Below are 21793 nucleotides of genomic sequence, written 5' to 3'. Positions count from 1 at the left end.
CGCGTGTTCCTGCTGGTCGACGGAGACGATCCGGCCGTCCGCGCCGAAGATGATGCACCGGCTGGACGTCGTGCCCTGATCGATCGCGGCGATGTAGTTGGCGGTCATGCGGGGGACCTCGGCTCTGGGGGAGGGTTCGGGGGAACGCGGCCCGATGGTGGGTCGGACCGGGAGCGGTGCCGTGCGGTGGATCAGAACGCGACGTGGTACAGGCCGCCGGCCAGCAGGCCGCCGATGACCGGGCCGACCACCGGGATCCAGGCGTACGACCAGTCCGAGCCGCCCTTGTTCGGGATCGGCAGCAGCGAGTGGACGATGCGCGGGCCGAGGTCGCGGACCGGGTTGATGGCGTAGCCGGTGGGGCCGCCGAGCGAGAGGCCGATGCCGACCACGGTGAAGGCCACGATCAGGATGCCGGTGCCGGACAGGCCCAGGCCCTTGGTCAGACCCTGGGTGAGGATCGCCAGGCAGAGCACCATGGTGCCGATGATCTCGGTGAGCAGGTTCTGCACCGGGTTCCGGATCTCGGGGCCGGTGGAGAAGATGCCGAGGGTGGGCTCCTCGTTGGCCTGGAACTGGCCGAGGTAGGTCGCCCACACCAGCACGGCGCCGATCATCGCGCCGAGCAGCTGGGAGCCGAGGTAGAGCGGGACCTTGCTCCAGTCGCCGCTGTCCACGGCGAGGGCCAGGGTGACCGCCGGGTTGAGGTGTGCCCCGGACTTCGGTGCCGACATGTAGGCGGCGATCATCACCGCGAAGCCCCAGCCGAAGGTGATCGCCAGCCAGCCGGCGTTGATCGCCTTCGACTTCTTGAGGGTGACGGCGGCGCAGACGCCACCGCCGAGCAGGATCAGCGCGGCGGTACCGAGTGTTTCGCCGACGAAGATGTCGCCGTTGGAGAACGCGGACACGAAGACTCCCTTGTCCTGATGGCCCGGAGGAGCGGGGGGTGGGGGCAGGGGACGTTCGATCGCTGTGCGGGTGAGCGCGGGGTGGGTCCGAGTCGAACGTCCGCCGTTCGACAATGTCGACCGACATGCGGAAGCTTCTCCCTGCGGGCTTGCCTGCGTCAAGGCAGGGTTACGCAGCTGTGACTCAGCCGACGCGCGAACTGCCCTCGACGGTGCTTCGCGCGGGTCCCGGGAGCGGGTCCGGGGAGCGGGTCCGGGGAACGCGGAAGGCGCGGATGGGCTTCCCGCCCGTCCGCGCCTTCCGCCGTGCTCCTCCGGTCAGAACCGGCCGGCCCCCAGGTCGCGGGAGATCGCCCGCGCCGCGCTGCGCACCGACGCCACCAGCGAGGGCTTGGGGAATCCGTCCTGGCAGACCGTCTCCACGGCCCCGCTGATGCACACCGCGCCCACCGGGTTGCGCCGCCGGTCCTGGATCAGCGCGCCGATCGAGGCCACGCCCTCCCAGGTCTCCTCGACCGAGTCCGCCCAGCCGCGCTCGCGGATCAGCGCGGACTCGGCGTCCACGTCGGCGGCCCCGGTCAGCGTCCGGGTGGTGTACGCCTCGAACGGCCCGTCGCCCAACTCGCCTCGCGCGACCGGGTCGTAGGCCAGCAGCACCTTGCCGATCGCGGTGCTGTGCAGCGGCTGCATCGAGCCGACCTCCAGCACCTGGCGGGTGTCGTCGGGCCGGAAGACGTGGTGCACGATCAGCACGCCGCGCTGGTGCAGCACGCCCAGGTACACCGTCTCGCCGGCGGCCCTGGCCAGGTCGTCCGCCCAGACCAGCGCGCGGGCCCGCAGCTCGTGCACGTCCAGGTAGCTCTGGCCCAGCCGCAGCAGCTCCGCGCCCAGCTGGTACTTCCCGCTCTCCGGGTCCTGCTCGACGAACCCCTCCTGCTGCAGCGTCCGCAGGATCCCGTGCGCCGTGCCCTTCGCCAGGTCCAGCGACGCCGCGACCTCGGACAGGCCGAGCCGCCGCTCGCCGCCCGCCAGCAGGCGCAGGATCGCCGCCGCCCGGGACAGCGACTGGATCGGGCCGGGCATCGGTACCTCCGCAGAATGGTGGACGACAATGTCGACCGCGACACTGATGCCACCACTTTGCCACACCGCCGGGCCCGCTCTTCCGGATCTTGCCGGATCCTTTCGGATCTTCGGGGGCGGGCCTCAGGAGACGAACGGCCTGCCGTCGCCGCGGTCGATCAGGACGGTGCCGTGCCGGCCCAGACAGGACCAGTCCAGTTCCAGGCGCCACTCGGCCAGGTCCCAGCGGTTGTGGCGGGCGAAGACCCGGAAGTACTCCGGGGAGCTTGCCGTGACCGCGAACGGGAAGTCGGGCTCGCCCTCGGGCTCCGGCTGGGCGGTGGCCCGGCGGATCATCCGTTCGAGCGAGTAGCGCTCGAGGGTCTCTCCGGCCAGGTCGACGTTGAAGTCGACCGGCGGCAGGTCGAGGTCGACGGTGAAGGTCCGCACGCTCATCATCAGTGCGTCGCTTCGGGCGTCCGGCGAGAAGCGCCGCAGCACCACCGGGCGCAGCCGGTGCAGGATCACCGCCTGCTCGGTGTAGGCCTCCACCACCAGGCTCACCGAGGAGTCCGGGTGCCGGTGCCGCCCCTCGAAGGTGTAGGTCTCGCTCTCGCTGTCCAGCGCCGTCACCGACACCAGCAGGGCCTCGCCGTCCGGGCGGCTCGGTGCGAGGCCGACGTGCAGGTCCCCGTGGATGACGCCGACCTGGACGATGGACTGCGCGGTACCGCCGGACACCCGGTTCACGACGTTCGGAAGCTCGTCTGCCATGCTTCGCACCCTAACCTGCGGTGCATGCTCGACGGGCCGTCAACTCCCTTCCGGCACAAGCTCGGAGAGCTCGGTCCGGGAGGTGACGCCCAGCTTCGGGTACGCCTTGTACAGGTGGTAGCCGACCGTGCGGGCGCTGAGGAAGAGCTGGGCGGCGATGTCGCGGTTGGACAGGCCGCGGGCAGCCAGCCGGACGATCTGGTTCTCCTGCGGGGTCAGCCCGGAGAGCGTGTCCGGAGCGGCGGGCCGGTCGGCGGCGGGCGCCGCGCCCGTCGCGTCCAACTCGGTGCGGGCGCGCAACGACCACGGCTCGGCGCCCAGTTGGCGGAAGGCCTGGTCGGCTGCGCGCAGCGGGCCGCGAGCCTCGGCCTTGCGGCGGCCGCGACGCAGCCACTCGCCGTACAGCAGCCGGGTACGGGCCAGCTCCCACGGGCGGGGCTGCTCGGCGTGCAGGTCCAGGGCCGAACGGTAGAGGCCCTCGGCGAGTTCGTCCGGGGCGAGCAGGGCGTGGCAGCGGTGGACCAGTGCGCGGGCCCACGGACGGCCCGAGTGCTCCGCCCACCGCTCGAACCGGGCGAGCGGCTCCGCCGTCTGCTCCGGGCGACGCAGCCGGACCGCCGCCTCGACCAGGTCCGGCACGGAGCGGACGGCGGAGACGTGGAAGTGCTGCGGGCTGCGCGCCAGGGCGTCCAGCTGGGCCAGCGCGTCCTCGGCCCGGCCGGCCCCGAGCTCCAGCACGCCGAGCGCCCAACGCGACCACGGGGCACCCGAGTTGCCGCCCGCGAGCGCTGCGCGGGCGTGTTCGCGGCAGTCCTCCTCGGCGCCGCGGGTGGCTGCCGCGTACGCCAGGAAGCCGTGCAACTGGCCCGCCCACAGCGACTGGTCGCTGTCCAGCGCCAGCTGCAAGGCCTCGGCGGCCTGCGCGGTCGCGGACTCCGGTCGGCCGTCGAAGAGTTCCGCCTCCGCGAGGAAGAACAACAACGTCGGCAGCGTCCCGAACGCGCCGGTCTCCCGCGCCTCCCGGACCAGCCGCCGCGCCAGATCGAGCACCTCGTCGTCATGCCCCGGCACCAGACCGACCCCGCACGGCAACACCAGATCCACGGGCACGGCGGCACCGGCGGCGCGAGCTGCGCGCTCGGCGGTGGTGAGGGAGACATCGCCTGCGGCGGGCTTGAAGGGGAGGGAAGGGACGGGGGCACGGCCGGTGGTCTCGGCCGGGCGGGCCGGTACCGGGCGGAGCGGGGCGGGCTCCGCGGGGGTGGGTGCAGGCTGGGCGCCCCCGGCGGTGTCGGCCGGGTGGGCGGCTGCGGGCCCGGAGGGCGGCTGGTGGGTGCCGGCGTCTGCGCTCTCGGCGGGCGTGCCTGCGGCGCTCGCGCTATTGCCTGCTCCCGCTCCTGCTCCTGCGCCTGCGGCGATTGCGGGGTTCGGGGTGAGGTGGGCGAGGGACCGGGTCAGGTAGTGGACCAGGGGGGTGGCGGGGTCGGTGGGGGGGAGGGGGAGGGTGCGGAGGGCAGTGAGGGCTTGGTGGACGGAGGTGGCGTCGTCGTACCAGGCGGCGTGGATGGCCTGGACGAGGACGCGGGCGGCTGGGCCGGGGGCGGTGGTGGCGACCAGGTCGGCTGCCTGGGTGAGGCGTTGGAAGGAGGAGCGGTAGTCGCCGCGCCAGAACTCGGCGATGCCGCGGGCGAAGAGCAGGTGGGCGCGGGTGAGGTCGTCCGGGGCCGGGCCGGCCATCGCGGTGGCGGAGAGTTCCTCGGCGCGGCCGAGTTCGCCGGCTTCCAGCGCGGCCTCGACTGCAGCGACCGTCAACTCCCGTTCCCGTGAAGGGTCCTGACTGAGCCTCGCGGCACGCTCGTACGCGGCGGAAGCCCCCGCGTGGCCGCCGCGGGAGGCCGAGGAGGAGGCCGCGGCGGCGAGTTCCTCCGCCACGGCGGTGTCGCGGCCGGTGGCGGCGAGCGCCCGGTGCCAGGCGCGGCGCAGCGGGGCCTGCGGGCCGAGGGCGTCGGCGAGTGCGGCGTGCGCGGCCAGGCGTTCGGCGAGCGGGGCGCGGTCCACCAGGGCGGAGCGCAGCAGCGGATGACGGAACGTCAGCAGCCCGGCGGAGAGGTCGACATGGACCAGGCCACCGGCCTCTGCCGGGGCCAGCTCGACGGCCGTCAGGCCCCAGGACGCGGCGGCGGCGGGGAGCAGGACGTCGAGCGCGCCGGTCTCCTCGAGCGCGGCGAGCAGCAGCCACCGTTGGGTGCCGGCGGGCAGGCGGCTGACCTGGCCGTGGTAGGCGACCCGGAGCCGGCCGACCATCGGCAGCGCGGCCGTGCCGGGTGCGGCCGGTCCGCTCTGCGGGAGTTCCACCAGGGCCAGCGGGTTGCCCTGCGCCTCGGCCAACACCCGCTCCGGGGAGGGGAGTTCGGGGGCGATCGCGGTGAGCAGGGCGGCCGCCTCGGCCGGGTCCAGCGGATCGAGGCGCAGCTCCGGCAGGCCGGGCAGGTCGGGTCCGTCCGGGCGGGTGGCGAGCAGCAGGACGACCCGTTCGGCGCCGAGCCGGCGGGCCGCCAACTGGAGGGCCTGCACCGAGCCGTGGTCGACCCACTGCAGGTCGTCGACCACGCACAGCAGGGGCCGCTCCTCGGCGAGGTCGCCGAGCAGGGTGAGCACCGCCAGGCCGACCAGCAGCCGGTCGCCGCCGCCCGCCGGGCCGTCGGCGAGGCCCAACACCCGTTCCAGCGCAGCGCGTTGCGGTCCCGGTAGAGCACTTACCCGGTCCAGTGCGGCGGCCAGCAGCTGGGTCAGCGCGGCGAAGGAGAGCGACGCCTCGGACTCCACCCCGGAGGCCCGCAGCACCCGGAAGCCGTCGGCCCGCGCCAGGGCGTCGTCCAGCAGCGCGGTCTTGCCGATCCCCGGGTCGCCCCGGAGCACCAGCACCCCGCTGGTCCCCTCGCGTGCCCCCGCCAGCAGCCGACCGATCGCCGCCTGCTCCCGCCCCCGCCCGTACAGCCGCATGGCCCGACCCTACCTACACCGGCCGACGGGCCCGGCCGGTCATTGCCTAAGCGTGACGGATTCCCCGTCCGCCGCCCGTCCGTACCGTCTTGACCTGCAAGGACGCACCGCCGAATCCGAGACCGGAGGAACCGATGAACCTGCAGAACCTCGCCGAGCGCTACCTCGCCGCCTGGAACGAGACCGACCCGGCCGCCCGCCGCAAGCTGATCGACGACGCCTGGGCGGAGGACGGCAGCTACACCGACCCGCTGGTGGAGGCCAACGGCCGGGACGAGTTGGACGCCACCCTGGCCGCCGTCCAGGCCCAGTTCCCCGGCTGGGTCTTCCGGCTGGCCGGGCCGGTCGACGCGCACCACCACCTCTGCCGTTTCAGCTGGGAGCTCGGCCCGGCCGGCGCGGAGCCGCTGATCGTCGGCTTCGACGTGCTCGCCGCCGACCCGGAGGGCCGGATCGCCACCGTGCACGGCTTCCTCGACAAGGTCCCGGCGACGGCCTGAATCCTTCCGGCCGGGCGGCGACTCCTACCACCGTCACGTCCCCGCCCGGCCGACGCCCCGTCAACCCGCAAGACCTGCACGGCCTGCACGACCCACACGAGCCGACAGGCCCAGTGCCGAAAGGCCCGAAGAGCTGAAAGGGCCGAAGAGCCGAAAGGCCCGAAGAGCTGAAAGGGCCGAAAGCGCCGAAGGGTCGAAGGGTCGACGGGCCGGAGAGCCGAAAGAGCCGAAGAGCCGAAGTCTCGCAAGGTCGAAGGCCCGAAGGGTCGAAAGAGCCGAAGAGCCGGTGCGCCCGCAGGGCCTGGGAGATCAGCAGAGCCCGCGAGACCGGAAGAGCCCGCACGAGCCGAACGTACCGAAGTGCCCCGCCCGTCCCCCCCCCGCCGCACCCGAGGAGTCCTCACGTGTCCACCGTCAGCCCGCCGGCCACCGTGCCCGCCGTGGCCGAGCAGCCCGTCGCCCCGCGCGGACTGCTGCCGGTCGTGCTCACCGCCACCTTCATGTCGGCGCTCGACTTCTTCATCGTCAACGTGGCCATCCCGGCCGTCCAACGCGACCTGCACGCCGGGGCGTCGGCGATCCAGTGGGTGATGGCCGGGTACGCCCTCGCGCTGGCCGGCGGGCTGATCACCGCCGGACGGCTCGGTGACCTGCTCGGGCGCCGCCGGATGTTCTCGCTCGGCCTGGCGGTGTTCACCCTCGCCTCCGCGGCCTGCGGACTGGCCACCGGACCGGCGTTCCTGATCGCCGCCCGGGTGGTGCAGGGCCTCGGCGCCGCCCTGATGGGGCCTCAGGTGCTCGCCCTGCTGCGGACCGGCTTCCACGGCGCGGCGCAGGCGAAGGCGTTCGCCTCGTACGCGCTGACCCTCGGACTGGGCGCGGTGCTCGGCCAGTTGATCGGCGGGGTGCTGATCCGGGCCGACCTGTTCGGCACCGACTGGCGGGCGTGTTTCCTGATCAACGTCCCGGTCGGGCTGGCCACCCTGGTGCTGGTGCCGCGGACGGTGCCGGAGTCGCGGGCGCCGCAGCGTCCGAGCCTGGACCTGCCGGGCGTGCTGCTGGTGACGGCCGCGCTGGTGACGCTGGCGCTCCCGCTGATCCAGGGCCGGGCGAGCGGCTGGCCGGCCTGGACCTGGGTCAGCCTCGGCGGCTCGGCCGTGCTGTGGACGGCGCTGGCCCGCCACCAGGTCCGGCTGGCCGGGCGGGGCGGCTCCCCGCTGGTCCACCCGCACCTGTTCCGGACCCGCGCGTTCAGCGCCGGCATGCTCGCCCAACTCGCCTTCTGGCTCGGCCAGGCGTCGTTCTTCCTGGTCCTCGCGATCTACCTGCAGCAGGGTCGCGGCCTGGACGCGCTCGGCTCCGGAACGGTCTTCACCGCGCTCGGCGCCGGCTACCTCGCCACCTCGCTGAACGCCCACCGGGTCGCCGCCCGCCTCGGCCGCCAGGCCGTCGCGCTGGGCGCCGTCCTGATGGCGGGCGGCCTGGCCGCCCTCCGGATCACCGTCGACTCCGGCGCCCACAGCGCCCTCTGGCTGGTCCCCGCCCTGATCCTGGACGGCCTCGGCATGGGCCTGGTGATCGCCCCGCTCACCGGTTCCGCCCTCGCCGGCGTCCCCACCCACCTGGTCGGCTCCGCCTCCGGCACCGTGGCCACCGTCCAGCAGGTCGGCGGAGCCCTCGGCGTCGCCCTGATCGGCATCCTCTTCTACGGCGCCCCCACCGTCCGCTCCGGCTTCGGCACCTCCCTCCTCGCCCTGACCGTCCTGGAACTCGCCCTCGCCGCCACCGTGCAGCTCCTGCCCGCGGCCCGGGCGCGGCGCGGCGGCTCCCGCTGAATGACCGTCAGCACCGCCGCGCAGGACATAGCGTGGAGAGATGGATGATCGCCTGACCGACCGCTCCGCCGCCCCGGGCCGCTCGGCCTACCTCGGGGCGGCGGCCGCGTTCGCCGTGTGCATGGTGGGGACGACGCTGCCGACGCCGCTGTACGGGCTGTACCAGGAACAGATCGGGTTCTCCGAGCTGATGGTGACGGTGGTGTTCGCGGTCTACGCCTTCGGCGTGATCGGGGTGCTGCTGCTGGTCGGGAACGTGTCGGACACGGTGGGGCGGCGGCCGGTGCTGCTGTGCGGGCTGGTGGCGGCGGGGATCAGCGCGGCCTGCTTCCTGGCGGAGCAGGGGTTGCCGCTGCTGTTCGCGGGGCGGCTCTTCTCCGGACTGTCGGCGGGCCTGTTCACCGGCACGGCCACCGCGTACGTGCTGGAACTCGCCCGGCCGGAGCGCCGGGCCCGGGCCGGGTTCGCGGCGACCGCGGCCAACATGGGCGGCCTGGGCTGCGGGACGCTGCTGTCGGGCTTCCTCGCCGAGTACGCGCCGAACCCGCTGGTACTGCCGTTCGTGGTGCACCTGGTGATGCTGGCGGCGTCGTTCGCGGTGGTGTGGCTGCTGCCGGAGACCGTCGCCGGGGCCCGGCCGCTGCGCACCGCCCGGGTGCAGCGGCCGACGCTGCCGCCGGAGGTGCGCGGGGTGTTCGTGCCGGCCGGGATCGCCACCTTCGCCGGGTTCGCGCTGCTCGGCGTCTTCACCTCGGTCAGCCCGGCGTTCCTCGCCGAGGACCTGGGCATCCACAACCACGCGACGGTCGGGCTGGTCGTCTTCGCCGCGTTCTTCGCCTCCACGATCGGCCAACTGCTGGTGCCCCGGCTCGGCACCGCCCGGGCGATCCCGCTGGGCTGCGCGGTGCTGATCATCGGGCTGGGCCTGCTCAGCATCTCGCTCGCCACCACCACGCTGCCCGCCCTGGTCCTGGCCGCCCTGGTGGGCGGCGCGGGCCAGGGCATGGGCCTGCGCGGGGCGGTCGGCGAGGTGGCCGCCGCGGCGCCCGCCGACCGCCGCGGCGGGGTGCTGTCCGCCCTGTTCGTGGTCGCCTACTTCGGCATCTCCATCCCCGTCATCGGGGTGGGCCTGCTCGCCGAACCCCTCGGGCTGGCCGACGCGGGCCTGGTCTTCGCCGCGTGCATGGCCCTGCTCGCCGCCGCGTCCGCCGTCTACCTGGTGCGCCGGGCCGGCACCGGCGACCGGCCGCCGGCCCGCAGCGGGGAGTGACGTTCCGTCAGGGCCACAGCCGGTCGAGCAGCGCCCGCCACCAGCTGCCGCGGCGCGGCGCCGGGACGACCGCCGAAGCGGCGGCGAACGGCGGGGCGGCGAACGGCATTTCGGGGGCCGGCGCGAAGTCGGCCTCCGACAGGTCGGGGGCGGACGGCGGCGGCGGCGCCAGGGTGCGCGGCGTGAAGCGCACCGGCAGGGCCTGCAGGTGGCGGGACATCCAGTTCGACTTCCAGACCAGCTCGTCCTCGTCGACGGCGAGCCGGAGGTCCGGCAGGCGGGTCAGCAGGATGTCGATGCCGGTGTCGGCGATCGCCCGGCCGATGTCCTGGCCCGGGCACTCGTGCGGACCGGTGCCGAAGGACAGGTGCGAACGGTTGCCGTAGAGCTGCTCCGACAGGTCGGGGCGGACCGCCGGGTCGTTGTTGGCGGCGGCCAGCCCGAGCACCAGCATGTCGCCGCGCCGGATCTGCCGGCCGCCGAGCTCGGTGTCGCCGGTGGCCCAGCGGCCCGGCACCAGCTGGAACGGCGGGGCGTCCCACAGCACCTGGTCGATCGCGTCGGGCAGCGTCATCTGGCCGCCGGACAGGTGGGCGCGGAAGCCCTCGTCGGTGAGCACCATCTTCAGGGTGTCGGAGATCAGGGTGATGGTGGTCTGGTTCGCGGCGAGCAGCACCGAGCGCAGGTGCTGCAGCGCCTCGTCCTCGGTGAGGCCCGACGCGGGCTCCATCAGCCAGGTCACCAGGTCGGAGCCGGGGGAGCGGCGCTTGCGCTCCATGGTGCGGCGCAGGCACTCCACCACGTACTCGTTGCTGGCCACCGCCGTCGCGGTGCCGTTCACCAGGTCGCGGGCCGCCTCGACCAGCCGCGGCCCGTACTCGTCGGGCATCCCGAGCAGCTGCGTCATCACCAGCATCGGCAGGTGCTCGGCGAACCGGCTCACCAGCTCGGCCTGCCCGGCGGGGGCGAACTCGGCGATCAACTGGTCGGCGAAGCGGGTGACGTGACGCCGCATGCCGCGCCGGTCGAAGCGGTTCAGGCCGTCGGTGACCGCGGTGCGCAGCCGCCGCTGCTCGGCGCCGTCGACGAACGAGCAGACCGGCTGCCAGGCGATCACCGGCAGCACCGGGGAGTCCGGGGCGACCCGGCCCTCCTGGAACTCGGTCCAGCGGCGGGAGTCCCGGGAGAACCGGGACGGGGTGCGCATGGCGATCAGGTTGGCCGCGTAGCCGAGCACCAGCCAGGCGGGCAGGTCGCCGTGGAGCAGCACCGGCGCCACCTCGCCGTGCTCGGCGCGCAGCTTCTCGTACAGGCCGGCCGGGTCGGCCTCGGCCTCCGGCCCGTACAGGCGCCGCACCCCGCCCGGGCCGGTCGGGGCGACGGCGGTGGCGGCGGTGCCGACGTGGGCGGGGCAGCCGGGGGGTGGGACTGGTGAGGAGGTCACGGGCGCTCCGGGGAGGTGAGGGAGAGGATGAAGGGGGGTGACGGGCCGTCAGCCGACGGGCTGTGCGGCCAGGGCGTACAGGTAGCGCATCAGGGCCATCAGGACGTCGCGGCTGGACTCGCGGGTCCGGGCGTCGCACGCCACGATCGGCACCTCGGGCGGCAGGTCGAGCGCGGCCCGGATCTCCTCGACGGGATGGTCCGGGGAATCGGGGAAGGTGTTGGTCGCGACCACGAACGGCACCCCGCGGTCCTCCAGTCGGCCGAGGACGTCGAAACTGCCCTCCAGACGCCGGGTGTCCACCAGCACGACCGCGCCGAGCGCCCCCTCGAACAGGCCGTTCCACAGGAACCAGAACCGTTCCTGCCCGGGCGTGCCGAAGACGTACAGCACCAGCTGGTCGCTGATGGTGATCCGGCCGAAGTCCATCGCGACCGTGGTCGCGGTCTTGAGCTCCACGCCCGCCGGGTCGTCGACGCCGACCCCGGCCTGGGTCATGGTCTCCTCGGTGGTCAGCGGGCGGATCTCGCTGACCGAGCCGACCAGCGTGGTCTTGCCGACGCCGAAGCCGCCCACCACCACGATCTTGACGGCCGCGGAGACCGAGGCCGGGAGCAGGTCCGCCTCCTGCGGCCCGGCCGGCTCAGAGCCGCTGAAGTCCATTGATCACTGCCTCCAACAGGGAAAGGTCGGGAAGGGCGGCCACCGGCACCGGCGCGCGGACCTCGATCAGGTGGTCGTCGAGCAGGTCGGCCAGCAGCACGGAGACCAGGCCGGCCGGCAGCCGCAGGTACGCGGACAGCTCGGCGACCGACAGCGGCGAGCCGCACAGCCGCAGGATCACCACCTGCTCCGGCGGCATGGCCGGCCGCGGTTCGGTGCGCGCCACGACCAGGGTGACCAGGTCGAAGCCGGTGGGGGAGTCCTGCGGGCTGCGGCCGCTGCCGACCACGTAGAACCGGTCCGGGTCGTCGTCGTCCGCGCGCTGATCGGCCGTCATGTCCGCACCCTGCGGCGCCCGGTGCGGCCGGGTCCCGGCCGGGCCTTCGCCGCCGGGCGCGCCTGGGCCCTCACGCGCGGGGCTCGCCGGTGCGCGCAGGCGTGGAGAGGTGCTCGGCGACCCGGGCGACCAGGTCCCGCATGTGCGCGCCCACCAGCCCGGGGTCCACGCCGTCGTCGGCCAGCAGTGCCAGGTACGCGCGGGAGCCGGCCGCCATCAGGTAGAAGAACCCGCCGCCGACCTCGATCACCACCATCCGCATCCGCCCGTCGGCGTACGGGAACTCCTGGCCCACTGCGTGCGCCAGGCTCTGCAGGCCGGCGCAGGCGGCGGCCAGCCGGTCCGCGGTGTCCGGGTCGGCGCCGTGCTGGGCCAGGCGCAGGCCGTCGGCGGACAGGACGATGGCGTGCCGGGCGTACGGGACGGTCTCCACCAGGTCGCGGAGCAGCCAGTCCAAGTCGGTCCGTTGCTGAATCACTTCTCGCCCCTCCCTGCGGGCTCTTCACTCGTGTGGTCGCCGTCCGGCCCGGCGGGCTGCCGTTGGCCGGTCACGCCCTCGGTGAACGCGGCCAGCCACATCCCGGGCTGGGCCGGCTGCTCGGCGGACGGGCCGACCGGTGCGGCCAGCCGGACGCCGGGCGTGTGGCGGCGGCGCTGCGGCAGGCCGCTCGGCGTGCGCTCGGTCACCACCGGAAAGTCGTCCTGGTACTCGGGGGCCGGCGCGACGGTGCGGACCGGCCCGGACGCCGCGCGCCGGGTCGCGCCCAGCACCGACTTCGGCTTCCAGTTCCGCACCAGGGTCGGCGGGATGCTCGGGTCGTCCTTCTCCGGCAGCGGGCCGGGCGCCATCCCGCCGATGCCGAAGGTCCGTTCGGCGTTCGGCGCGGTGGTCAGGTACTCGGCGGGGACGATCAGCACCGCCCGCACGCCGCCGTACGCCGAGGAGCGCAGCGCCACCTGGAAGCCGTACGCCTTGCAGAGCCGGCCCACCACCGCCAGGCCCAGGCGCGGCGTCTCGCCGAGGTCGCCGAGGTCCATGCCGGCCGCCGCCTCGGCGAGCATCCGCTCGGCCTTGGCCCGGCCCTCCTCGCCCAGGCTCAGGCCGCCGTCCTCGATCTCGATCGCGATGCCGCTCTGCACCTCGGAGGCGGTCAGGTGGACCATCGTCTGCGGCGGCGAGTACCGGGTGGCGTTGTCCAGCAGCTCGGCCAGCGCGTGGATCAGCGGCTCGACCGCCGGGCCCTGCACCGCCACGTCCGACACCGGGTGCAGCTCGATCCGCCGGTAGTCGAGGACCCGCGACATCCCGCCGCGCAGCACCCGGTACAGCGCCACCGGCCGGTTCCACTGGCGGCCGGGCCGCGCGCCGCCGAGCACCGAGATGCTGTCCGCGAGCCGGCCGATCAGCGCGTTCTCGTGGTCCAGCGTCAGCATGTCGGCGAGCACCGCCGCGACGGTGCCGTGCCGGTGCTCCATCCGCCGCAGGTCCACCGCCTGGCGGTGCACGATCGCCTGCACCCGCCGGGCGATGCTCACCACCGCCCGCTGGGTGGACTCGCGCTTCGCCGACTCCTCGTCGACGGCGAACAGCACCGAGCGCAGCACCGCGATCCGCGCCTTGTTGAACTCCGGCCCCAGCACCGGCGGCTGCGCCAGGTACGTGCGCAGCACGTCGCCGTGGTACTCGCCGCGCTGCATCCGGCCGATCGCCTCCGGCACGGTGGTGCGCGCCAGCTCGTACATCTCGGCCCGCTGCCGCTCCAGGTGCCGCTGCAGCTCCTGCTCCCGCGCCGCCCACTGCTCGCGCAGCTCCGCCAGTGCCCGGCCGCGGCGCACCGCGGCGAGTCCGGCCAGCAGCGTCGCCGCCGTCCCCGCCAGGCCGCACCAGAGCACCGCCGCGCGCGCGTCCTGCGGGGCCGCCGCCGCGACGGCGGCCGCCGCAGCGATCACCGCCGCGGGCAGCAGGCCGACCGGAACGGCGGTACGCAGCCGGTTTCCCGGTGACGATCCGACACGAAGCATCATCATCCTCGAACGCTCGAAGGGACAGGACGGGCGGCGCGCGGGAGTCCCGTGACGTGCCGTCAGCAAGGTTTCCACGGACCGGAGTTGGTCCGACTTGACGGAACACGTCCGAACTCCCGGCACCAGGCTTCTCGTCCACGGCCCCAGCCCGTGGCATCCCGCCCCGGATTCACCTGTACGAGCGACTCCCGGCGCGATCCCCGGCACGGCGGCCGGGCGGAGTGCTAGGCCGTCCCGCGCGGAGGCTCTGTCGTTCCCGGAACGCGGCACCGCCCCGGGGTGGGGGCCCGGGGCGGTGGGTGGGGGAGTGCGGGGGCGTCAGCGGGTCGGGAACAGGCCGGTGTTGAAGCGGAGGGCGGGGGCGGCCAGCTGGGCGAGGGAGCGGGCCTGGGCGGGCCACCAGACGCCGGCGGCGGGGTCGACGGTGCCGTACTCGGGGTCGGCGGGCCCGGCCGTGCCGCGGGTGCAGCTGCCGTCGGACTCGCCCGGGACCTTGATCCACAGGTAGGCGTCGAGCAGGGCCTCGCCGGTCGCGGCGGTGGGCCGGGTGCCGAGGCTGCGGCCATGGGGGCACCTCCCAGCCCCCCTCGGGGCTGGGGGAGGGTTGCACCAGGTCTGCGGGTCGCCGGAGTAGGTGCCGGGCGCGGGCGTCCACGGACCCTTGCCGTTGCGGCTGCTGTCGATCACGAAGTGGGTCAGCGCGGCCGAGGCGGGCACGTGGCTCGCGTACCAGGCGTCGGCGTCCGCCGCGGGCCAGTACTGGTTGGCGCAGGAGTCGGCGGCGGCGCCGGGGGTGTGCTGGAGGTACCAGACGCAGCCGGAGACCTGCTTGCCGTAGCGGACCAGGTCGGCGTCGGTCTGGTAGTTGGAGACGTTCAGGAAGAAGCCAGCGCGCCGGGCTGCCGCTCCAGCCGGTCCACCGCGGCGCCGATCTGCGCCAGCCGGTCCCGCTGCTGGGCGGTGGTGCCGCCGCAGTACGCGGGGGACAGGGCCAGCACGTCCGGCTCCAGGACCACCACGGTCCTCCGGGTTCCGGGGCCGGTCGCCAGCGCGTCGATCCACTGCGCGGAGTCGGCGCCGGAGAGCAGGACGGCGAGCGAGAGCAGGCCACGGGTCGGCCGGGGTGGGCGCATGGCGGGGGATCTCCCGAGGTCGCGGGGCTGGTTCGACGGTCGTTCGACAGGCGCCGACCATGCAGCCAGCGCGCCGACGGAGCGTCAAGACGGGCCCCGGCCAGGCGCGAACCGTCCCGGCGACCGCCCAGGTGGGCGGCGGCGCGGGCCCGCGGCGCCGTGAAAGTTACCCGTCGTCGCCGCTCGCCGCCGCGTCCGGCTCCCGGCCGACGCGGGCGGACGGCAGGCGGCGGGTGAACAGCAGCGCGCCCGCCGTGATCCCCGTGCAGGCCAGCACCGCCGCCTTCAGGCCCTGGATCTGCGCCTCCTGGTAGTTCTCCACCAGCACGGCGGCCTCCGCGGGCGGCACGCTCGGCTGCGCGGCCAGCGCGGCCGCCACCTCCGCGGCCGGTACGAAGGACACGCCCGCCTCCACCTGGGTCGCGGCCTGGTCGGCGACGGCCGCGGAGATCCGCGGGTCGCTCTCGATCTCGCTGGTGACGGACGTGGCCAGGGCGCCGATCAGGATCGCGCCGATCAGCGCCGTGCCCAGCGAGGAGCCGAGGTTCTGCGCGGTGTACTGCAGGCCGCCCGCCTCACTGCGCTCCCCGGCCTGCACGCTGGACTGCACCGTGTTGCCGAGCTGCGAGGCGAGCATGCCCAGCCCGACGCCGAGCAGCGCCATCGCCCCGGCGAACGAGGCGCCCTTCAGCTGCGGGCCGATCGCGACGATCAGCCACAGCGTCGCGGCGAGCAGCACCAGCAGCCCGATCCGGACGATCGTCCGCGGCGAGGCCAGGCGCAGCAGCAGCGAGCCGCACATCGAGGCGGCCAGCATGGTCACCGACACCGGCAGCAGCCGCAGACCCGTCTCGAAGGCGTCCAGCCCCTGCACCACCTGGAGGTAGAGCGGGATCACGAAGAACAGGCCGAGCAGCACGGTGTTCTGGTTGAACAGCGTGATCAGCCCGGCGCGCAGCGGCCGGTTGTCGAACAGGTCGAGCGCGACCAGCGGGTCGAGGCCGCGCCGCTCCCGGTGCCGTTCGAGCCGGCAGAACGCGTACACGAGCGCTCCGCCGAGCGCGACGACGAACAGCGTCGGCGCGAAGCCGATGACGGTGAACGGCGGGTTGCGCGGCTCGACCCAGCCCCAGGTGCCGCTCTGCAGCACGGCCAGCACCATCAGCGCCAGGCCCGCGGCGGAGAGCACCACGCCCCACACGTCGAGGTGCGGCCGGCGGTCGGGCTCCGGCTGGGCCGGCACCCAGCGCATCAGCAGCAGGATCACCACCACCAGGACCACCTCGCCGGCGAAGACCAGCCGCCAGGTCAGGTAGGTGGTGACCCAGCCGCCCAGCAGCGGCCCGACCGCGATCCCGGCGCCCGCCAGTCCGCCGATGACGGCGTACGCCACCGCACGCTCGCGCCCGGTGTAGGAGCCGGCCACCAGGGCGGCCAGCGCGGGCAGCACCAGCGCCGCGCCGAGCCCCTCGATCACCGACCAGCCGAGCGCCAGCACGCCGACCGTCGGCGCCACCGCGGTCAGCCCGGAGCCGACCCCGTAGACCACCATGCCGACCACGAAGACCCGCCGTCGGCCGTAGATGTCGCCGATCTTGCCGCCGGTCAGCATGAAGGCCGCCATCACCAGCGTGTAGAGGGTGATGACGGCCTGGATCGTGGTGACCTCGGTGTCGAAGTCCGCGACCAGCTGACTGATCGACACGTTCATCACGGAGGCGTCGAGCACCATCAGGAACTGGGCGATCCCCAGGACGATCAGAGTCTTCCAACGGTTCATCACGCCTCCCGGCCCACACGCTAACCCGCGCCGCCGCGGGAACCGCCGATGACACGTCGTCGGCGATCCGGGCAGCGCGCGGCGACCGGGTTGTCTAGACTCCGCACGGGATTACCGGCCGGTAGGGATGGGAGTTCGCGCGGTGGGCATGCGAGTGCACGCGTTCGGGGACGACGCGCTGGGGGAACACGACGCGGTCGGGCTGGCGGAGCTGGTGCGCACCGGCGCGGTCAGCCCCGGCGAGCTGGCGGCGGCGGCCGCCGAGCGGGCCCGGCGGGTCGAGGGCGCGCTGGCGCCGCTGGCGTTCGTCCCCGCCGAGCCGCCGCGGGCCGCCGCACCGCACCGCGGCGCACCGCTGTACGGGGTGCCGACCTACCTGAAGGACAACGTCGACCTGGCCGGCATGCCGACCGGGCACGGCAGCGCGGCGTTCCGGGCCCGCCCCGCGCGGCGCAGCGCGCTGTTCGCCGAGCAACTGCTCGGCACCGGCCTGGCGGTGCAGGGCAAGACCCGGCTGCCGGAGTTCGGCCTGAACGCCTCCACCGAGTACGCGGCCGCCGAACCGGTCCGCAACCCCTGGCTGACCAGCCACTCGGCGGGCGCCTCCTCGGGCGGCTCGGCCGCGCTGGTCGCGGCCGGCGTGGTGCCGATCGCGCACGCCAACGACGGCGGCGGCTCGATCCGGATCCCGGCCGCCGCCTGCGGACTGGTCGGCCTCAAGCCCACCCGCGGCCGGCTGGCGCCCAACGACCAGGGCCGGCGGCTGCCCATCGACCTGGTCACCGACGGCGTGGTCACCCGCTCGGTGCGCGACACCGCCGTCTTCCTGGCCGCCGCCGAGCGCCGCCGCCGCAGCGCGGTGCTGCCGCCGATCGGCCTGGTCGAGGGGCCGGGCGCGCGGCCGCTGCGGATCGGCCTGGTGCTGGACTCGCCGGTCGCACCGGCCGACGAGCAGACCCGGCGCGCCGTCGAGGAGACCGCCGCCCGGCTGGAGGACATGGGGCACCGGGTCGAGCCGCTCGCCCTGCCGTTCGGCGCGCAGTTCCAGCAGGACTTCACGCTGTACTGGGGCTTCCTGGCCTTCCTGATCGCCACCAGCGGTCGCCTGCTGCTCGACCCGAGCTTCCGGGCCCGCGGCCTGGACGGCCTCACCACCGGCCTGCGGCGCACCTTCCAGCGCGAGTTCACCGCCCTGCCGGGGGCGCTGCGCCGCCTGCGCGAGGTCGAGCGGAGCTACGCCGGGCTGTTCCACACGCACGACGCGGTGCTCTCCCCGGTGCTCGCGCACACCACCCCGCCGCTCGGCCACCTCAGCCCGACCGTGCCGTTCGAGGAGCTGATCGCCCGGCTGCACCGGTACGTGGCCTTCACCCCGGTCAACAACGTCTCCGGCGGCCCGGGCATCGCACTGCCGACCGGCAGCACCCCGGAGGGCCTGCCGATCGGCGTCCACCTGTCCGCGCCGCACGGCGGCGAACGGGTGCTGCTGGAGCTGGCGTACGCCCTGGAGGCCGAACGGCCGTGGCGCCGGATCCAGGACTGAACCCGGACCCGCCGCCACGGCGGGAGTTGTCAGACAAGCCCTACCGGCCGGCCGCCGCGTGGCGGTCGGCCGCCGCGGCGCCGCGGCCGTCCGCGTCGAGGGCGGCCAGGATGTCGTCCACGCTCTGCTTGGCGTCGCCGAAGAGCATGGAGCTGTTCTCGCGGAAGAACAGCGGGTTCTGCACGCCCGCGTAGCCGGAGGCCATCGAGCGCTTGAAGACGACGACCTGCTCGGCCTCCCAGACCCGCAGCACCGGCATGCCCGCGATCGGGCTGGACGGGTCGTCCAGGGCCGCCGGGTTGACGGTGTCGTTGGCGCCGATCACCAGCACCACCGAGGTGTCGGCGAAGTCCTCGTTGATCTCGTCCATCTCCAGGACGATGTCGTACGGCACCTTCGCCTCGGCCAGCAGCACGTTCATGTGGCCGGGCAGCCGGCCCGCCACCGGGTGGACGCCGAAGCGGACCTCGACGCCACGGTCGCGCAGTCGGCGGGTCAGCTCCGCCACCGGGTGCTGGGCCTGGGCGACCGCCATGCCGTAGCCCGGGGTGATGATCACCGACTTGGCGGCGGCGAGCAGCTCGGCCGCCTCCTGGGCGCGGACCTCGCGGTGCTCGCCCTCCTCCGCGTCGCCGCCGGACGGCGCCTCGATGCCGAAGCCGCCCGCGATCACGGACAGGAAGGAGCGGTTCATCGCCTTGCACATGATGTACGACAGGTACGCACCGGAGGAGCCGACCAGCGCGCCGGTGACGATCAGCAGGTTGTTGTCGAGCAGGAAGCCCGCGGCGGCCGCCGCCCAGCCCGAGTAGCTGTTCAGCATGGAGACCACGACCGGCATGTCGCCGCCGCCGATCGAGGCGACCAGGTGCCAGCCCAGCAGCAGCGCGAGCACCGTCACGGCGATCATCAGGCCCAGGTTCGGGCTGACGGTGAACCAGACGGTCAGCGCCACGAAGGCGCCGAGCGCGCCCAGGTTGAGCGCGTTCTTGCCGGGGAGCACCAGCGGGCGGGAGTTGATCCGGGCGGAGAGCTTCAGGAAGGCGACGATGGACCCGGTGAAGGTGACCGCGCCGATGAAGATGCCGATGAACACCTCGGCGTGATGGATGCTCAGCAGGTCTGCGCCGACCGCGGTCTGCGCGTCGCCGTGCCGCTCGACCTCGAGGTAGCTGTTCCAGCCGACCAGCACCGCGGCCAGGCCGACGAAGCTGTGCAGGACGGCGATCAGTTCCGGCATCTGGGTCATCTCGACCTGCCGGGCCCGCCACAGGCCGATCGCGGCGCCGAGCGCCATGGCGAGCAGGATCAGCGCGACCGCTCCCGCGCTGATGTCCTGGGCGGCCACCACGACGGTGGCGACCAGGGCCAGGGCCATGCCGGCGATGCCGTAGACGACGCCGGCCCGGGAGGTGCGGTGCTGGGAGAGGCCGGCCAGGCTGAGGATGAACAACAGGGCGGCGACCAGGTCCGCGGCGTGCGCGGCGGTGAGGGAAGTCATCGGGGCTCAGCCTTTCGAGAACATGCTCAGCATGCGGCGGGTGACGGCGAAACCGCCGAAGATGTTCACGCTGGTCAGCAGGATCGCCACGAAGGACAGCACCGTGACCAGCACGCTCTCGTGCCCGATCTGCAGCAGGGCGCCGATCACCACGATCCCGGAGATCGCGTTCGTCACCGACATCAGCGGCGTGTGCAGCGCGTGGTGGACCTTGCCGATGACGTAGTAGCCGATCACCACGGCGAGCGCGAACACCGTGAAGTTCTCCGCCAGTTGGGTCGGGGCGAAGGCGACCAGCAGGAACATCGCCAGCATCCCGAGACCGATCAGGCCGAACCGGACACCCGGCGTCACCCGCGAGGGCTTCGGCTCGGCGGGGGCCGGCCGGGCGGCCGCGGCGGCGGCGGGTGCGGCCGAGACCGCGACCGGCGGGGGCGGCCAGGTGGTCTCGCCGTCCCGGACCACCGTCACCGCCCGCTGCACCACGTCCTCGAAGTCGATGACCAACTGCCCGTCCTTGCCGGGCGTCAGCAGCTTCAGCAGGTTGACCAGGTTGGTGCCGAACAGCTGCGAGGCCTGCGCCGGCAGCCGCGACGCCAGGTCGGTGTAGCCGATCAGGGTCACCCCGTTGGAGGTCACCACGGTGCGGCCCGCCACGGTGCCCGCGACGTTGCCGCCCTGCGCGGCCGCCATGTCGACGATCACGCTGCCCGGCTTCATCGCCGCCACGTCCTCGGCGGTCAGCAGCTTCGGCGCCGGGCGGCCCGGGATCAGCGCGGTGGTGATCACGATGTCCACGTCCGCGGCCTGCGCGTGGTACAGCTCCGCCGCGGCCCGGTCGTAGTCCGCGGAGGTCGCCTTGGCGTACCCGTCGGTGCTCGCCTCCTGGGCGACCTCCACCGGCAGGTACTCGCCGCCCAACGACCGCACCTGGTCCGCCACCTCGGGACGCGGGTCGGTGGCCCGGACGATCGCGCCGAGGCTGGAGGCCGCACCGATCGCGGCCAGCCCCGCCACGCCCGCACCCGCCACCAGCACCTTCGCCGGCGGGACCTTGCCCGCCGCGGTCACCTGGCCGGTGAAGAACCGGCCGAACACGTGCGCCGCCTCGATGACGGCCCGGTACCCCGCGATGTTCGCCATCGAGCTGAGCACGTCCATCGACTGCGCGCGGGAGATCCGCGGCACCGCGTCCAGCGACAGCGCCGTCACCGGACGCGCGGACAGCGCCTCCAGCAGCTCCGGCCGCTGAGCCGGCGTCAGCAGGCCCACCAGCGTCGCACCGTCGCGCAGCCGGGCCACCTCGGCGTCCGACGGCGCATTCACCTTCAGCACCACCTCGGCCGCCCAGGCGTCCCCGAGACTGGCCCCGGCCTCCGCGTACGCCTCGTCGCCGAACCCGGACGACGAACCCGCGCCCGACTCGACGACGACCTCGTAGCCCAACGCCAGCAGCCCCCGAACCGTCGACGGTGTCGCCGCCACCCGGGTCTCCCCGGGCGCGGACTCGGCGACCACACCGACCCGTTGGGGCGGGCGCGGCGAGGAGTCGTATCCAGACATCTCTCGTTCTCTCTCGTCGAAGGAGGTGGTGCCGGGCGCAGCGGTCGAGGGGAACTACTCCCCTTGGTCGCAGGAACCTAGACTCCCAAGAGCCTTCGTGAGAGCGAATGAAGCCGTGAAATGTGTCACCACATGGCTGAAGCGAGTGCCCGCAGGGGCTCGGGGCCCTGCGCAGCAGGGGCTCGGGGAACTGCGAGGCGAGTGGCGGTGGGGTTGTCGGGCGCGGTGCGTCTGGGTGCTTCCGGTTTCCCGGAGCCTCCAGACCGTCAGCGCGCTCGAGACCCCTCCGCCAGGCACCCCCGCCGTTCCCCGGGCCCCTGGATCGTGCAACTTTCCCTTTAGCCCCAGGTGATGAGGCGCTTCGGGTACTCCAGGATCGCCGCGGTGTCCGCGAGGACCTTGGAGCCGAGTTCGCCGTCGACCAGGCGGTGGTCGAAGGAGAGCGCCAG

At 74.1% G+C, this 21793-nt stretch carries 19 protein-coding genes; 4 read left to right on the top strand and 15 right to left on the bottom strand.

Going from position 1 to position 21793, the window contains the following annotated elements; all coding sequences use genetic code 11:
• Window positions 1–191: 191 nt before the first annotated feature.
• From AB0K51_RS32835 to AB0K51_RS32820, 4 genes are all read right to left on the bottom strand, one after another.
• Window positions 192–911, bottom strand: coding sequence for an MIP/aquaporin family protein (locus AB0K51_RS32835; protein ID WP_363461601.1), 720 nt, complete (start codon window positions 909–911; stop codon window positions 192–194).
• Window positions 912–1229: 318 nt separating this feature from the next.
• On the bottom strand, window positions 1230–1994 hold the full coding sequence (locus AB0K51_RS32830) for an IclR family transcriptional regulator (protein ID WP_363461599.1): 765 nt from the start codon (window positions 1992–1994) through the stop codon (window positions 1230–1232).
• Window positions 1995–2117: 123 nt separating this feature from the next.
• Window positions 2118–2747 (bottom strand): hypothetical protein, encoded by a 630-nt coding sequence (locus AB0K51_RS32825; RefSeq protein WP_363461597.1) that lies wholly within the window; start codon window positions 2745–2747, stop codon window positions 2118–2120.
• A gap of 39 nt (window positions 2748–2786) precedes the next feature.
• A complete protein-coding gene (locus AB0K51_RS32820) occupies window positions 2787–5750 on the bottom strand; it encodes an AAA family ATPase (RefSeq protein WP_363461595.1) in 2964 nt (987 codons plus the stop codon).
• Between the two features lie 134 nt (window positions 5751–5884).
• Here AB0K51_RS32820 and AB0K51_RS32815 point away from each other — a divergent pair, with 134 nt between their 5' ends.
• From AB0K51_RS32815 to AB0K51_RS32805, 3 genes are all read left to right on the top strand, one after another.
• Window positions 5885–6250 (top strand): nuclear transport factor 2 family protein, encoded by a 366-nt coding sequence (locus AB0K51_RS32815; protein WP_363461593.1) that lies wholly within the window; start codon window positions 5885–5887, stop codon window positions 6248–6250.
• Between the two features lie 404 nt (window positions 6251–6654).
• Window positions 6655–8085 carry an MFS transporter gene (locus AB0K51_RS32810; protein ID WP_363461591.1) on the top strand — a complete coding sequence of 477 codons (1431 nt, stop codon included), beginning with the start codon at window positions 6655–6657 and terminating at the stop codon, window positions 8083–8085.
• Window positions 8086–8125: 40 nt separating this feature from the next.
• On the top strand, window positions 8126–9355 hold the full coding sequence (locus AB0K51_RS32805; RefSeq protein WP_363461589.1) for an MFS transporter: 1230 nt from the start codon (window positions 8126–8128) through the stop codon (window positions 9353–9355).
• 7 nt (window positions 9356–9362) lie between these two features.
• Here the strand turns inward: AB0K51_RS32805 and AB0K51_RS32800 are convergent, their stop codons facing one another.
• The 8 genes from AB0K51_RS32800 to AB0K51_RS32765 form a co-directional block, all read right to left on the bottom strand.
• Window positions 9363–10799 (bottom strand): cytochrome P450, encoded by a 1437-nt coding sequence (locus AB0K51_RS32800; protein WP_363461587.1) that lies wholly within the window; start codon window positions 10797–10799, stop codon window positions 9363–9365.
• 48 nt (window positions 10800–10847) lie between these two features.
• Window positions 10848–11462, bottom strand: a complete 615-nt coding sequence (locus tag AB0K51_RS32795) for an ATP/GTP-binding protein (RefSeq protein ID WP_363461585.1) — start codon at window positions 11460–11462, stop codon at window positions 10848–10850.
• Entirely contained in the window at window positions 11443–11799 is a 357-nt protein-coding gene (locus tag AB0K51_RS32790) for a DUF742 domain-containing protein (RefSeq protein ID WP_363461583.1), read from the bottom strand. Before AB0K51_RS32790 ends, AB0K51_RS32795 begins: the two co-directional genes overlap by 20 nt.
• A 70-nt stretch (window positions 11800–11869) precedes the next feature.
• On the bottom strand, window positions 11870–12277 hold the full coding sequence (locus AB0K51_RS32785; protein ID WP_363461581.1) for a roadblock/LC7 domain-containing protein: 408 nt from the start codon (window positions 12275–12277) through the stop codon (window positions 11870–11872).
• Window positions 12274–13827 (bottom strand): ATP-binding protein, encoded by a 1554-nt coding sequence (locus AB0K51_RS32780; RefSeq protein ID WP_363461579.1) that lies wholly within the window; start codon window positions 13825–13827, stop codon window positions 12274–12276. Before AB0K51_RS32780 ends, AB0K51_RS32785 begins: the two co-directional genes overlap by 4 nt.
• A gap of 315 nt (window positions 13828–14142) precedes the next feature.
• Window positions 14143–14703, bottom strand: a complete 561-nt coding sequence (locus AB0K51_RS32775) for a glycoside hydrolase family 6 protein (protein WP_363461603.1) — start codon at window positions 14701–14703, stop codon at window positions 14143–14145.
• Window positions 14700–14957 (bottom strand): hypothetical protein, encoded by a 258-nt coding sequence (locus tag AB0K51_RS32770; RefSeq protein WP_363461605.1) that lies wholly within the window; start codon window positions 14955–14957, stop codon window positions 14700–14702. The genes AB0K51_RS32775 and AB0K51_RS32770 overlap by 4 nt, the downstream gene beginning before the upstream one ends.
• Window positions 14958–15123: 166 nt before the next feature.
• Complete coding sequence (locus tag AB0K51_RS32765; protein ID WP_363461577.1) at window positions 15124–16737, bottom strand: MFS transporter; 1614 nt, start codon at window positions 16735–16737, stop codon at window positions 15124–15126.
• 148 nt (window positions 16738–16885) lie between these two features.
• Here AB0K51_RS32765 and AB0K51_RS32760 point away from each other — a divergent pair, with 148 nt between their 5' ends.
• Entirely contained in the window at window positions 16886–18280 is a 1395-nt protein-coding gene (locus AB0K51_RS32760; RefSeq protein WP_363461575.1) for an amidase, read from the top strand.
• A gap of 40 nt (window positions 18281–18320) precedes the next feature.
• On the opposite strand, the gene pntB is transcribed toward AB0K51_RS32760, so the two are convergent.
• The 3 genes from pntB to AB0K51_RS32745 form a co-directional block, all read right to left on the bottom strand.
• Entirely contained in the window at window positions 18321–19781 is a 1461-nt protein-coding gene (gene pntB / locus AB0K51_RS32755; RefSeq protein WP_363461573.1) for a Re/Si-specific NAD(P)(+) transhydrogenase subunit beta, read from the bottom strand.
• Between the two features lie 6 nt (window positions 19782–19787).
• On the bottom strand, window positions 19788–21344 hold the full coding sequence (locus tag AB0K51_RS32750; protein ID WP_363461571.1) for a Re/Si-specific NAD(P)(+) transhydrogenase subunit alpha: 1557 nt from the start codon (window positions 21342–21344) through the stop codon (window positions 19788–19790).
• 338 nt (window positions 21345–21682) lie between these two features.
• Window positions 21683–21793 (bottom strand): 2-oxo acid dehydrogenase subunit E2 (locus tag AB0K51_RS32745; protein WP_363458710.1); only part of this gene is annotated, 111 nt, incomplete at its 5' end.

Origin of the sequence: Kitasatospora sp. NPDC049285 (assembly GCF_040678815.1) — a bacterium.
Lineage (GTDB): Bacteria > Actinomycetota > Actinomycetes > Streptomycetales > Streptomycetaceae > Kitasatospora.
This window is presented reverse-complemented; position numbering and strand designations above follow the sequence as displayed.